The organism is Paenibacillus sp. sgz302191, from assembly GCF_057749925.1.
In genome coordinates this window covers 50,997-64,486 of record NZ_JBYLHY010000017.1, presented here as the reverse complement: position 1 = coordinate 64,486, position 13,490 = coordinate 50,997, and the positions used below count along the sequence as shown (strand labels likewise).

The following is a 13,490-nucleotide window of genomic DNA, read 5'->3' as shown; positions in this document are numbered from 1 at the left end:
TGGACATTGACGATTGGGGGCATGAACGTGAAGTACGCCAAACCAGTAACGCCTGAACAAATGGAGCATACCGTCATTTATCGAAATTCCGGCGGATTTTGCTCCTGGCCGTTTAACGGCGGCATGTGGAGAATCGCCAAGGACAACATTCTGGTCGCTTTTATGAACATTGCCTGCGATTATTCGATCCCGGGGAATTTGAACCATGACCGGGTCGAGACGTTCGGCAAAATTATCGGGGTGCGGACAAGAGACGGCGGGCGAACGTGGAGCGGGCCGATCGAGATCGCCGACAACAACAAACTGAACGACGAACTTCATTACGGCAGGCCGCACATCTGCACGGAAGGATGGGATTTTGCCGATCCGAATACGCTTCTGGAATGCTGGTGCACGCCAAACTCGGCGGTCGGCCATGCGCAGGCATGGGTGAAAATGTCGAGCGACGGCGGAGAGACGTGGGGAGAGCCGGTGATGCTTCCCGATTGCGGAATTCCGCGCTATCAGGGAAGACCGTCGTACATCGTACGTCCGGACGGAGTCGTGCTGCTGTTCTTGACGGCAAGACCGCACAATAACGTTCATGACCGTCCGGTCGTGTTCGCCTCTTTCGACCAAGGCTGCAACTGGGCGCTCGTTTCGTTGATGCCGCACAGCAACGAATACCGGGTCATCTGCCCGTCACCGGTTATGCTGCAGGACGGCACGATTGTCGTGGCGGTCAGATGCAAGCCGTCCATGGTTGCGGCGTGGGATGAGCTTTACGCCTCGGAAGACGGCGGGCTGACCTGGCGCTTAGTCTCGCGGATCAACGATCACGGGGATACGGTGCATTTGACGCGGATGGAAGACGGCCGCCTGTTTGCCGTGTACGGGTACAGACGGCCGCCGTTCGGCATCCGGGCGCGCGTCAGCGAGGACAACGGGCTGACGTGGGGGCCCGAGTTGATTTTGCGCGACGATGGAGGAAGCAACGATCTCGGCTATCCGCGGGCCGTAGAAATAACCCCGGGCCAAATGCTCGCCTCCTATTATTTTAACGACCGTCACGACATCGTCCAGCAGCGGGGCGGAGTTCGGTATATCGGAGGCACGATCCTGAATTTGCGGCAATAAATGAACGCGCTCAAAGAGAAGCCCGGGACGATGGTTGTCATCATCCCGGGTTCTCTTTTTATGATCAATAGAAAAATAAAAAAATTCAGCCAGAACTAGAAGGAATTTCATAAAAGGCGGCGAAATAGGTACGTACTCAGTGCACCTACATATATTGAAGTAGTGCCAGGGACATGGAAATCAAGAAAAAGAGAGGTGAGGTCCTATGATGAAACCAGCAGGGGTCGTGCGAAAAGTCGATCAATTAGGGCGGATTGTACTGCCGAAGTCGCTTAGAAAACGGTATCAAATGAATGAAGGGGATCCTGTAGAAATTTTGGTTCAGGGCGACCATATCATTTTGGAAAGATACCGCCCCAAATGCGTGTTCTGCGGAAATATGGAGGCTGTCAGCGAGTTCAGAGAGCGCCATATTTGCAGCGTATGTCTGGGCGAAATGAACATGCTGAAAACCCAAGTATAAGCTGTCGACGCAAAGAAAAAGCATCGCTCTCAACGGAGAACGGATGCTTTTTTTGCGTTTAAGAGGCGAATGGCTTACAGGCCTCTGGTTTTATCCTCGTTATAAGCAGCCGTCATCATGGCGACAATAAACAGCACGAACGTCGTAATGACCAGCCAAAAGGTAGATGATAATCCAAACATATTGTGCACCTCCTATAAAATTGAACGCTTACAGCCACAATTAAAATCTATTATACCCAACCTGCGAAAAAAAAGAAACAAATTAATGTGAAATTTTCTCATTTGAAAAACAGGAAGTGCGTGGCGAGCGGCCTCAGCTTTCCGTCCGACGGGCGGTTAATGACGCTGCCGTTGAAGATGAGGGTGGAGGACCCGCCCCCATCCAGATTGTAGGCGTCGACGATGCCGAGCTGCTGCAGCTTGTCCTGCAGCTCCGCCAGCGTCGCTCCGGAATTGCCGCTTTCATCCTGCCCATCGGTGACGACGAACAAGAGCTGGTCGTGCTTGTAGCTACCGACGACGGTCCGCGCGGCTCTGGCCGGCGAGCTCTGCCATATGGCGGGAATCGACGTCTTGCCGCCGTTCTTCAGCAGCGTCGGCACGAAGGTTGAGCCCATCAGCGGGTTCAGCTTGTCCAGCTCCGACTGGCTGCTGAATTTGCCGCCGATCAGCTTGCGGTCTTTGTTCAGTCCGATAAAGATCGAATCGTTGTTGCTCGGAAAAAATCCGTTTACATATTTGCCGCCGATGATCGTCGTATCCAGCGGAAAGCGTCTGCCTTTGCTGTCGTCGGCAAAACCGCCGGCGTTCACGCCAGCAATCGCGCCGTACCGTTTGGCGGCATCCAGCGTCGTTTCGCTGCTGCCCATCTTGTCGTTGCCCAGCACGAGTTTGACCGCTTTATCGCTCTTGAGGTTCACTTTCAGGGCATACCCGGAATAATTGCTGTCGCTCAGCGCGAACAGCTTCAAGTCGATATTGCCGGAGGACGCTTGCCGGATCGGGCTGCCCAGCTTCGCGGTAATCCGGTTGTCGTAGATCAGGCCGGGCTTCGCGGCTTGGGCGATGGCGCTTGTGAGCATGCCGGCCACTTCTGCGTTGCTCTTTTCGTACAGTTCAAAATATTTCTCGATCGTCGATTTGGTTGCCGCGGCATCGCCGTTCGCCTGATCCAGCTTGCCGTTCATGACCTGCGCTTCGCTGCGGATCGAAAAGCCGGACGCGGTAGGGGCGGCAAGTCCCGGCATCTGCACATGCGTGTTCACGAAGAGCAGCCAAACCAGCATGCCGAGAAAGGGGGCCAAAGCGAGCAAAAAAAGACGGTTGATTTGTTGAATCGAATTCATTATTTCAACACATCCAGACTTTTCTCCAGCTCGTCCAGCTTTTTCTTCACATCGGCTAGCTGGGTGTACAGCTGGTTGCTGTTGTCTGTTTTGCTGTTTGCGCTATCTTTCGTAAAAGCGAGCAGTTCGTTGAGCGAGTCCACTTTCTTCTGCAGGGCGGACATGTCCGTGGTCACGCTTTGCTTCAAATCGCTGACCTGCTTTTGGTAATCCGCTTGAATCGCCTGCAATTGCTGTTGGGTCTGGCCGGCAATGTCCACTGCGATTTGCTGTCTCAAATGCTCGGTGTACAGCACGGTTGCCGTCACTCCGATCGCGATCAGGAGAGCCCAGCCCAGAAACAGGTAGATGTACGTTTTTCTCTTTGCCTTGGATGCCTTCGATGGTCTCGAAATTGCGTTAGCGGCAGTCGTCTCGATAGGCATGTTCATGAAAATCACCTCTGTCATAGTAGTATAGCATAACGCCGTTTAAGTCTTAGACCTGTTTTTTGCGGTATTCGTTCGGGGAGACTCCCTCTTGTTTTTTGAACACTTTGCTGAAATATTTCTCGTCCTGGTATCCGACCATTTCGGCGATTTGCGAGATGCGCAGGTGCGGATTCAGCAGCAGCAGCTTCGCTTTGTCCATGCGGATTTGCCCCAGGTAGTCGGACAGATTGACGGAAAACTCCTGCTTGAATTTGCGGGAAATGTACTCCCGGCTGAGAAAGAAGCGGCCCGCAATATCCTGCAAAGTGATATCCTCATGATAATGATTTTCCAAATATTTGGAAATTTCGAAAATGACGTTTTTATCCTGCTGCCGGTGCACCATCATCACCTTGGAAAGCTGCACCATATTGCGCGTGAGCTCCTGCTGCCACACGGACAAGGACAAAATGCCGCGCTCATCCAGCGGAACAATGATGCCGGCAGGATCGTCCGCGACGATTTCCTTGTATTCGTCCTCGCTGAGGCCGGGGTTCATTTCCTGCACCCAGCGGCGCTTCAGCACGCAGTATTCCCGCCACCAGCGGTCGAGGTGATCGGGCGTCACGGTATCCAGCTGCTTGATGGCATCCATCCACAGCTTTACGGCCGTTTGAATTTGTTCGGCGCTGCCGCTTTGGACGGCAAGATGGATGCGCTCCTCGAAATCGCTGAACTGCGGCATGCGGCCGGCCGGCTTAAGCGGCTTGCCGGCGCTATGTATCCAGGTCTCCTTGGACAGCAGATTGCGCTGTCTGAGAGCATCCCGCGCTTCCTGATACGAAGCGGAGAGACCGGCCGGGAACGGCATGACGCTGCCCAGGCCCAAATCAACGCGGCTGCGCAGCGCCGAGCGCATCCCGTCGTTAATTTGCGCGAGCAGCGTCTCCGCCTCGCCAAGCTCTTTCCATAGCAACAGCACGATTTCGTTGCCGTTGTTCCAGTAACGGAAGGCAAAGCCGCGCTGCCTGACGCGCAAAAATTCATTGCAAATATTAATGAGAGAAAAAAACAATAAATCCAGGTTCTGGGCGAATTTGTCCTTGAGCGTGCGCTCCATCGTATCCAGGCTCAGGACGGCCGCTCTGCAGCTTGCCGTGCCTGGCGCAAGTCCAAGCTCTTTTTCCAGCTGTTCCGCGCAGCTGTCGTAGGAAGAAGGCTCGGCAAGCAGGCCTGAAAGCAGCTTGTCCCAATAGACCGGCTTCAGCTGATTCATTTCGATGTTGCGGTTCAGCTCCGTCTGGCGAAGCTCTTCTTCCTTGCGCCAGGCATGGATGGCCTTCTCCAGCGCCTCGTTAAGCTGCTCGGCGTCGATCGGCTTGAGGATATAGTCGGTTCCGCCGTATTTCACCGTATGTCTCAGCAAAGCGAAATCGTCATGGCCGCTGATCACGATCGTTTTGCTCTCCGGGGCGTGAGCGTACAGCCATTCGAGCAGCTGCGCGCCGTTTTTATTCGGCATCAGCATGTCCGTCATAATGATTTCCGGCTTCTCCGACCGGATGCAGCTCATGGCCGCATCGCCATCCGCAGCTTCGAGAACCGTGTCGATCCCGTGCTGCCGCCAATCTACGAGCAGGCGAATCGCATCCCGGACATGTTTTTCGTCGTCGACGATGAGTGCTTTCATTCCGTTGCATCCTTTTGTAATGGTATGGTAATGACGATTCGCAATCCCTGCGGCTCGTTGGCGCTGATTTGCAGGTCGGCCTCGTCGGAAAAATAAAGCCGTATGCGCAGCAGCACGTTGCTCAGGCCGATACCGTCATCGTCGGCGGACACTTTGCGGAGCGTTTGCCTGACTTCCTGCAAACGTCCTTCCGTCATGCCTTGTCCGTTGTCTTCGACCTGAATTTGCAGCACATTGCGATGTTCTTCAACAATTTTCGTCGTTTGAATGCGCAGCAGCCCCGGTCCAAGGCTCGGCTTGAAGCCGTGCTTGAAATAGTTTTCCACCAGCGGTTGCAAAATCATTTTGGGCACCGGTATCGCATAGGTGCTCTCTTCGATGCTGAAAGAAATGTCGAATTGCTGCTCGAAGCGCTGTTTTTGCAGCTCCAGGTACGATTTGACATGATCCAGCTCCTTGCGCAGCGGCACGACGGATTCGCTTGTGTTCATGCTGTAATGCATCATTTTCGCCAGAGACGAGATGAGCGCGTAAATTCTGGGCGCCTCATGCTGCAGGGCCAAAGTGCCGATCGATTGCAGGGCATTGTTCAAAAAATGCGGGTTAATCTGCGCCTGCAGCGCCATCAACTGATTGGATTTGTTGGCAAGCTCCAGCCTGTATTCCCTCAGCACCATCTGATTCAAATCCTGAATCAGCGCATGGAAGCGGTTGGCCAGAATGCCCAGCTCATCGGTTCGTTCAAGCTCGATATCCGCGTGCATTTGGCCCGTTTGAATGCGCGTGATGTAGCGGATCAGCTTTTTGATAGGAGCTGTGAAGCGGATCGAGATATAGATCGTGCCGATAATAGCTATAATAAGCGAGAGCGTAAGGATGAACAAATTGATCAGCGTCAACTGGCGGGCGTTCTCGTACAGCTTACCGTAAGGCAGGCGTTTCACGATGATCCAGTCCACGGAATCGGTTTTCATCTTTTCATACAGATTGATGCCTGCGAGACTGCCTTTTTTCCACTCGATCGTTCCCTGCTCCTGCTCGCTATGTACGGCTTCGCTCACCCAGGCTTCCTGCAAAGGCCGCCCCCATTTGGCCGGGTCCGGACCGAATACGATCTTGCCCTCGTTATCCAAAATGTACAGTTCCTCTTTGCCCTCTTCATATAAATTGCGGCAGATGGAAGCGATCAGATCCAGATTGAGATCGATGACCAGTTCGCCGAGCGTATCGTTTGCGGGCGAGTAAATAATTTTGCGATGCATAGACAGGACAGGTTCGGGAGCAGTATAACTGGTAAGCGGAATGTCATAATTGCCGCTCATATGAGTGGTCTCGAAGTAGATGACTTTGTGCTCCGGAAATGGCTTCAACTCCGGATATTTGCCCTCTGCGCTGCGGCGGATCTCATTGACGATCAGGTAGGACCGGTTGCTGGAACCGGCATACATATAGATTTGTTTGATTTCTTTGATGGAATGGTACATGTCAAGCAGGCTGAGCGTGACTTCCTTGTCGCTCTGGTAGTCGATTTCTTGATTGTAGAGCAAAATATTGTACCATTTCTCATTCGTATAGATCGTCAGCGACGTTTGCATAACGCTGTTCAGGTAATTCAGCAAATTGGCCTTGCCTTGCGCGAGCAGGGCGGAATTGTTCTTGATGGTATCCTCGGTCACCTTCTGATTCGTAAACCAATAGGAAACGATCAAAGACGTGGCAAAGGGGATAAGCAGAGCCGCCAGCAAAAAAAGAATCAGCTTGTTGCGGATGCTGTTTTTGATCAAAAGGCATCAACTCGGTTCGCTGTAGGTGTTTTTCCCCTACAATTGTAGCAGGTGAGGTCAACAAATTCCACCTAAAGCGTCACCATAGTCGGTGTTGGGCTCCCCGCAACGAATCTATACTTGGTATATAGTTATTTCATCGCAAGGGGGCAAATCCCGTGAAAAACAACAAAGGAATGGCAGGGCTTCTCCAGCAATGGGTATTCGTCGGCCCGGCACTGCTCTTTTTCCTCGTCATTGTCGTTATCCCTTTTCTCATGAGCATTTATTATTCGTTCACGGAATGGAACGGCGTTACTACGGACGTCAAATTCAACGGCTTGGACAACTTCAAGCAAATTTTGCTGCATGACGACGATTACCGCAATGCGTTTTGGTTCACGACCAGATTGACCGTAACCAACGTCATTTTGACCAATGCGGTCGGGTTTCTGCTGGCGCTGCTGCTCACTCAGGCGCTCAAAACGAGAAATGTGCTCCGCACGGTATTTTTTATGCCCAACGTCATCGGCGGGCTGCTGCTCGGATTTATCTGGCAGTTCATTTTTGTCAAAGGCTTCGCTACGCTCGGCGACCTGACGCACATCGGATTTTTTGAACTGCCATGGCTCGGCGACGCGCCGACGGCTTTCTGGGGAATCGTCATCGTCAGCGTATGGCAGGGGGCCGGATATTTGATGATCATCTACATCGCAGCTCTGTCGAACGTGCCCAAAGATATGCTGGAAGCGGCTTACATCGACGGCGCGTCGCGCATGCAGGTGCTGCGCAGCATCATCGTTCCGCTCATTATGCCGGCTGTAACCGTCTGCCTGTTCCTGACGATTTCGTGGTCCTTCAAAATTTTCGACCTGAACTTCTCGCTGACGAAGGGCGGTCCATTCAATTCGACGGAATCGGTCTCGATCAACATTTATCAGGAAGCGTTCCGCAACAACCGGTACGGTCTGGGCACGGCCAAAGCGTTCATATTTTTCATCGTGGTTGCGATCATATCGACTATCCAGGTGATGTATACCAAACGGAAGGAGGTCGAAGTGTAAATGGATGCAGCCAAAAAATATTCCGCGCGCCTGCTGTCGCTTGAAGTGCTCGGCATTCTGGTCGCGCTGCTGTTTCTGGTGCCTTTTTACTTCGTCATCGTCAATTCGATGAAAACATTCCCCGAGCTGGCGGCGAATACGGCCAAGCTTCCGAAGAGCCTGAACTTCGACAATTTCGTTAAAGTATGGTCGATCATGAAGTTCCCGAAAGCGTTCTTCAACTCGTTGTTCATTACTGCTCTAAGCAATATCGGTCTCGTCGTGATCAGCTCGTTGGCCGCTTACCGGATGGTAAGAAGGCCGAGCAAGTTCAACAATCTGGTGTTTCTGGCTTTCGTGGCGGCCATGGTCATTCCGTTCCAATCCATTATGATTCCGCTGGTGCGCGTGGCAAGCCAGGTAGGACTGATGGACAGCAAATTGGGGCTCGTCGCGTGTTACTTCGGATTCGGCGTTTCCCTGAACGTGTTCCTGTACCACGGCTTCATCAAATCGATCCCGCTGGAGATCGAAGAATCGGCGACGGTCGACGGAAGCTCGGCTTACGGCGTGTTTTGGAGAATCGTGTTTCCTCTTCTGAAGCCGATGTCGATCACCATTATTATTCTGAACAGCTTGTGGATATGGAACGATTATTTGCTGCCGTCGCTCGTCCTGAGCAGTCCGGAACTGCGTACGATTCCGCTCGCTACGTTCTCTTTCTTCGGCCAGTATACGAAGCAGTGGGATTTGGCCCTTGCAGGTCTGACGCTCAGCGTGCTTCCTATCGTCATCTTCTTCCTGTCGCTGCAGCGGCATATTGTCGAGGGCATTACGGCAGGATCGGTCAAAGGATAGAACAAGCATTTTATCTAATAAATAGCTGTTTTGTTTAATATCTTCCACCTTAATGTTCAATATTGTCCGTGTTGCGGAGTTACGCAGCAGCTTACAATAAACCGTGTAAGGCGAAACGAACCATAAAAAGGGAGGCTCACTCAAATGAAAAAATTGACGATGCTCAGCATGGCGGCGGTGCTCACTCTATCTGTGGCAGCGGCCGGATGCGGAAAAAAAGATGAGACAGCGCCGGCTCCGTCTTCGACGGCAGGAACGGCGGCAACAACAGCGCCGGCGGCCGGCGGCAAAGAAGTCACCATTAAAATGTTCCAATTTAAAGTAGAGATCGCAGACCAACTGGCGAAGCTCGTACAAGAATATCAGAAGCAAAATCCGAATGTGAAAATCCAGGTGGATACGGTAGGCGGCGGTGCCGACTACGGCGCGGCATTGCTGGCGAAATTCAACTCCGGCGACAAACCGGACATTTTCAACAACGGCGGCTTCTCCGACCTGGACAAATATATCGACAACCTGGAAGATCTCTCCGATCAGCCGTGGGTTAAAGATCTGGTCGACGTAGCCAAAGAGCCGATGACCAAAAACGGCAAGCTGTACGGCCAGCCGCTCAATCTGGAAGGCTACGGATTCATTTACAACAAAGACCTGTTCTCCCAAGCGGGCATCACCGAGCTGCCTAAAACGTTAACGCAATTGGAAGACGCCGCGAAAAAGCTTCAGGCTAAAGGCATCACACCTTTCGAAAACGGCTATGCGGAGTGGTGGGTGCTGGGCAACCATTTCGTGAACCTTCCGTTCGCTTATCAGCCGGACCCGAATGCGTTCATCGACGGATTGAACAAAGGAACGGCGAAAATTCCGGGCAACGAAGTGTTCAATAATTGGACGAAGCTGTTCGACCTTCAGTTGAAATACGGCAACAAAAATCCGCTGCAAACGGATTACAACACGCAGGTGACCGACTTCGCAACCGGCAAAGCGGCTATGACGCAGCAGGGCAACTGGACGCAAGTGCAAATTTCCAAAACGAATCCGGACATTAAAATCGGATTCTTGCCGATGCCGATCAGCGATGACGCGACAGCCAGCGATAAACTGTTTGTCGGCGTGCCGAACAACTGGGTTATCAACAAAAACTCGCCTGTAAAAGAAGAGGCGAAAAAATTCCTGAACTGGCTCGTGACCTCGGATACAGGCAAAAAATATATTACCGATGAATTCAAGTTTATCCCTGCCTTCAAATCGATCAATGCCGACGAGAAAGTGCTGGGGCCGTTGGCCGCCGATATTATCACTTACAGCAAAGCGAACAAAACGCTCAGCTGGAACTGGTTCAAATTCCCAGGTGGCGAAGCGTCGAGCAAAAAATTCGGCGATGCGATGCAAGGCTATGTCGCGAAAAAGTATACGAAGGATCAAATGCTGGATGAATTCCAGAAAACGTGGGATAGCCTCAAGAAGTAAGTCGATAACGAGCTTTAATGAAGCCTCAGCGTCTTTGCTGGGGCTTTTTGCCGTTTAACAGGGCCCAGGTACCCTGATACAATGAGAAAGATTGGAGGGTTGCCGCATATGTTAGGTCAAATTCAGACAAGACTTCTGGCCAAAAAGAATCCGCTTCCACTGGAAAAACGTCTATCGCGGGAAGCCATCATTTCGCTCACCATTCATTCGACCTTTCAATTCGGCGCTTCGATGTCGGGAGTATTCCTGAACTTGTATTTGTGGCGGCTCACGCAAAGTTTGGCTGTCAACGGCACGTACAACATCATCGTTTATTTGCTGACTCCGATCGGCTTCGCGCTTGGCGGCTGGATGATCAAGAAAAAAGACAGAATGGTATCGTACAGACTGGGAATCACGCTGATCGCCGTGTTTTATTTGTGCGTCATCCTTGCGCAGGGGAAGCTGGTCGAATACTACATGCTTTTTGCCGTTTTCAACGGTTTGGCGTCGGCTTTTTATTGGGTCGGTTACTTGACGCTGATGTATGACGTATCGACGGAACAGAACCGGATCCGGTATTTGGCGTTCAATATGATATTTTTTACGGCGGCGACGCTCGCCGGCCCTGCGCTGGCAGGCTTCATCATCCGTCAGGAGGAAGGGCTGCGCGGCTATACGATCGTTTTTTCCATCGCGTTCGTCATGTTCCTGATTGCTACGCTGATCAGCTTGAAAATCAAGGCGACGGGCGGTCATCACAAAGCTTATTATTTGAAATTCGCCGGGCTGCTGATGAAAAAAGACCGCAGGTGGCGGCATTCTTTGTTCGGATTTTTCGGCATGGGCCTGCTGCAGGGGACGATGCTGTTTCTTCCGAACATACTGCTGTTTAAAGTGCTGCCGCGGGAAGATTTGGTCGGATACCTGGGGGTGCTGTTTTCCAGCTTGAGCATCGTGACGGGCATTTTCATTTCCAAATATGCGCAGGCGTGCAAAGCGCGCCTGTATTTGACCATATCGACGGCAGGTTATGTCATCGGCTCGCTGCTTTTGATCGGCAGCATGAATCTGGCTTCGGTCATCTGCTTTATGATTTTATATTCCATATTTTCACCTTTGCAGGGAAACACGATGACAGGCTATTACTACGGGCTGATCGCCAAGCTGCCGCTCAAAGGCGAGCTGCGCGTAGAGAGCGTTGTCACCAGAGAGCTCTTTTTGAACATCGGCCGGGTCATTTCAATTTTGTGCCTGATCGCTTTCGGGGGCGGGCTGGACGGAGGGTCGATTCCCTGGATTTTGACCGCCGCATCGCTTACCCAGTTCGGCATCGTGAAATTAATTAAAGATCATTAGCGGCATCGTCCAGGTACGGCATTGAATCGTCCGAGTGCGGGCATCCTACATACAGAAAGTGTAAATACAACCAGATTGCAGAAGAATGCGGGAAAAGAGGGCGCATAGGCTAATGGATCACTATGACAGCATAATCGTCGGCGGCGGCATCGCCGGTCTGCAAGCGGCCATACAGCTGGGAAGATACGAGCATCGGGTGCTCGTGATCGACGCCGGCTATGGCCGTTCTACGTTATGCCGCAGCTATCACAACGTGCTCGGCTGGCCGGACGGCATATCCGGCAGCGAGCTGAGACGGCTCGGCAGGCTGCAGGCGGAGCGGCTCGGCGTCGTTTTCGTCCGGGGCGAAGCGGTCCGGGCGGTCCGAAAGGTCGAAGACGGTGCGGGATTCGAGCTGTGGGACCAAACGGGCAAAAGCTATGAGGCCGTCACGCTGCTGCTCGCGACAGGATTGCTGGACAGCTTTCCCGATCTGCCCGGCTTGACAAGCTGTCTTGGCCTTACCGTCTACGTATGTCCGGATTGCGACGGCTACGAAATCAGCGGCAGGCGGACGATCGTCTTGGGCTCAGGCGACGCGGGAGCCGGTATGGCGATAACGTTAAGCAGCCGGACAAGGGAGATCGTCTATATCAATCACGGGAAAAAAGCGGTCAAGGAAGAGCTTATGAAGCGGCTTGAGCAGCTCGGCATTGCCTGCATCGCGGAGGATATCAAGGAAGTGTCGTCGAGCGGGGACGGCGAATTTCACGGTGTCCGGCTCGCGGACGGGAGACTGATCGAGGCGGAACGGGGTTTCATCGCCTTCGGCGGCAATGAAGTGAAATCCGATCTGGCCCGCCAACTGGGCGCGGAACGGCTGGAGAACCGCCACATCATGACCGATCCGCGCAGCAAAATGACCAGCGTACCGAACCTTTGGGCGGCCGGAGATGTCGGCGTGCATGCGGAGCAAGTTACGATCGCCATGGGCGAAGGCTCCCAGGCCGCGATTTGGATGCACAAGGCGCTGATCAAGCGGAAGGAAGCGGAGCTTGGGCGAAAAGAGCCGGTTCGGAGTTGATAAGCTCGGGAGAGGAGCGTTGAAGGCGAGACTCCTAAGGAGTCTCGGAAACCTGCTCGTCGAAGGCGGACGCTACTTCCGGTCAGACGGCAGGAAGCGGAGCTTGGTCGGAAAGCGCCGTCGGAGCTGATAAGCTCGGGAGAAGAGCGTAGATGGCGAGACTCCTAGGGAGCCTCGGAAGCGGGATCGCTGAAGGCGGACGCTACTTCCGAATATGTATCCAGCGCCTGCTCGCCGAGCGGGGTAATGCCGTAGATGCCCCGGCTTTGGCGGACGAACCAGCGGTAAAAGTTTTTTTGCAGCAGATCGCCGGCCGCCTTATTGCCGGTCAGCTCGCGAAGCCGGCGCGGGCTTAACGGCCCCTGCAGGCGGATCAGATAGGCGCAGTGCAACGATTTTTCGCGGTAGGCGGTCATCAGTTTCCGCTGGGTGCTGCCGCCTACGTTGTAATCTCCGCTCCGTTCGCGAAATTCGTGAACGACCCGGGCGGCTGCGCGCTTATTGTGGCGCGGCGTGTAAGGAACGGGCTCGCAGACGATGTCGACTGCGGGTTGTTTGCGTTTGTAAAATTGCACGGTTATGATCCCGAGACCGAGCCTCCGGCATAAGCGCCGCACGTCGTCCCAATGCAGGCGGTGCGGAGCGCGCCCTTTGTTCGGCAGCTCGAAGGCGACGTACACCTGATCGGTCATTTTCAAGCGGTCGATTCCTTGCACGAGCAGTGGAATGTTGAAGCTCTTTTTAAGCTCGACGATGACGGGAGGCTCCTCGCCCCGCATGGCGACCAGGTCGCAATGCTTCACCTCGCCGCGGACCGTATATCCCAGCTTTTCGAAGTATTGTTTGATCGGAGCGTACAGCTCCGTTTCGCTTTGAATCGGCATAACGGCAAACGTCCTCCTGCGCTGGAATGCTGAAGTAGTTGTACCAT

The 13,490-nt window shown here is 53.2% G+C and carries 12 protein-coding genes; 7 read left to right on the top strand and 5 right to left on the bottom strand.

Annotated features, from left to right (window positions below; translation table 11 throughout):
* Window positions 1-27 precede the first annotated feature (27 nt).
* Window positions 28-1,116: a sialidase family protein gene (locus tag AC3G2T_RS23065; protein ID WP_488437053.1), complete on the top strand. Its 1,089-nt coding sequence runs from the start codon at window positions 28-30 to the stop codon at window positions 1,114-1,116.
* Window positions 1,117-1,324: 208 nt separating this feature from the next.
* A complete protein-coding gene (locus tag AC3G2T_RS23060) occupies window positions 1,325-1,579 on the top strand; it encodes an AbrB/MazE/SpoVT family DNA-binding domain-containing protein (RefSeq protein ID WP_474683664.1) in 255 nt (84 codons plus the stop codon).
* A 280-nt stretch (window positions 1,580-1,859) separates the two neighbouring features.
* Here the strand turns inward: AC3G2T_RS23060 and AC3G2T_RS23055 are convergent, their stop codons facing one another.
* The 4 genes from AC3G2T_RS23055 to AC3G2T_RS23040 are packed head-to-tail and all read right to left on the bottom strand — an operon-like array spanning window position 1,860 to window position 6,811.
* Window positions 1,860-2,927, bottom strand: coding sequence for a phosphodiester glycosidase family protein (locus tag AC3G2T_RS23055; protein ID WP_474683497.1), 1,068 nt, complete (start codon window positions 2,925-2,927; stop codon window positions 1,860-1,862).
* Entirely contained in the window at window positions 2,927-3,358 is a 432-nt protein-coding gene (locus tag AC3G2T_RS23050) for a hypothetical protein (protein ID WP_474683498.1), read from the bottom strand. Before AC3G2T_RS23050 ends, AC3G2T_RS23055 begins: the two co-directional genes overlap by 1 nt.
* A 46-nt stretch (window positions 3,359-3,404) precedes the next feature.
* Entirely contained in the window at window positions 3,405-5,027 is a 1,623-nt protein-coding gene (locus tag AC3G2T_RS23045) for a response regulator (protein WP_474683499.1), read from the bottom strand.
* The gene (locus AC3G2T_RS23040; protein ID WP_488437052.1) at window positions 5,024-6,811 is read right to left on the bottom strand and encodes a cache domain-containing sensor histidine kinase; all 1,788 of its coding nucleotides are present in this window, start codon (window positions 6,809-6,811) and stop codon (window positions 5,024-5,026) included. Before AC3G2T_RS23040 ends, AC3G2T_RS23045 begins: the two co-directional genes overlap by 4 nt.
* A 176-nt stretch (window positions 6,812-6,987) precedes the next feature.
* On the opposite strand from AC3G2T_RS23040, the gene AC3G2T_RS23035 reads away from it, so the two are divergent.
* The 5 genes from AC3G2T_RS23035 (at window position 6,988) to AC3G2T_RS23015 (ending at window position 12,559) form a co-directional block, all read left to right on the top strand.
* Complete coding sequence (locus AC3G2T_RS23035) at window positions 6,988-7,854, top strand: carbohydrate ABC transporter permease (RefSeq protein ID WP_474683665.1); 867 nt, start codon at window positions 6,988-6,990, stop codon at window positions 7,852-7,854.
* On the top strand, window positions 7,855-8,691 hold the full coding sequence (locus tag AC3G2T_RS23030; RefSeq protein WP_488437051.1) for a carbohydrate ABC transporter permease: 837 nt from the start codon (window positions 7,855-7,857) through the stop codon (window positions 8,689-8,691).
* Between the two features lie 144 nt (window positions 8,692-8,835).
* Window positions 8,836-10,158 (top strand): ABC transporter substrate-binding protein, encoded by a 1,323-nt coding sequence (locus AC3G2T_RS23025; RefSeq protein WP_474683502.1) that lies wholly within the window; start codon window positions 8,836-8,838, stop codon window positions 10,156-10,158.
* A gap of 108 nt (window positions 10,159-10,266) precedes the next feature.
* Window positions 10,267-11,496 (top strand): MFS transporter, encoded by a 1,230-nt coding sequence (locus AC3G2T_RS23020; RefSeq protein WP_488437050.1) that lies wholly within the window; start codon window positions 10,267-10,269, stop codon window positions 11,494-11,496.
* Window positions 11,497-11,608: 112 nt separating this feature from the next.
* Complete coding sequence (locus AC3G2T_RS23015; protein WP_488437049.1) at window positions 11,609-12,559, top strand: NAD(P)/FAD-dependent oxidoreductase; 951 nt, start codon at window positions 11,609-11,611, stop codon at window positions 12,557-12,559.
* 164 nt (window positions 12,560-12,723) lie between these two features.
* Here the strand turns inward: AC3G2T_RS23015 and AC3G2T_RS23010 are convergent, their stop codons facing one another.
* Window positions 12,724-13,443: a DUF2161 domain-containing phosphodiesterase gene (locus AC3G2T_RS23010; RefSeq protein WP_488437048.1), complete on the bottom strand. Its 720-nt coding sequence runs from the start codon at window positions 13,441-13,443 to the stop codon at window positions 12,724-12,726.
* Window positions 13,444-13,490 lie beyond the last annotated feature (47 nt).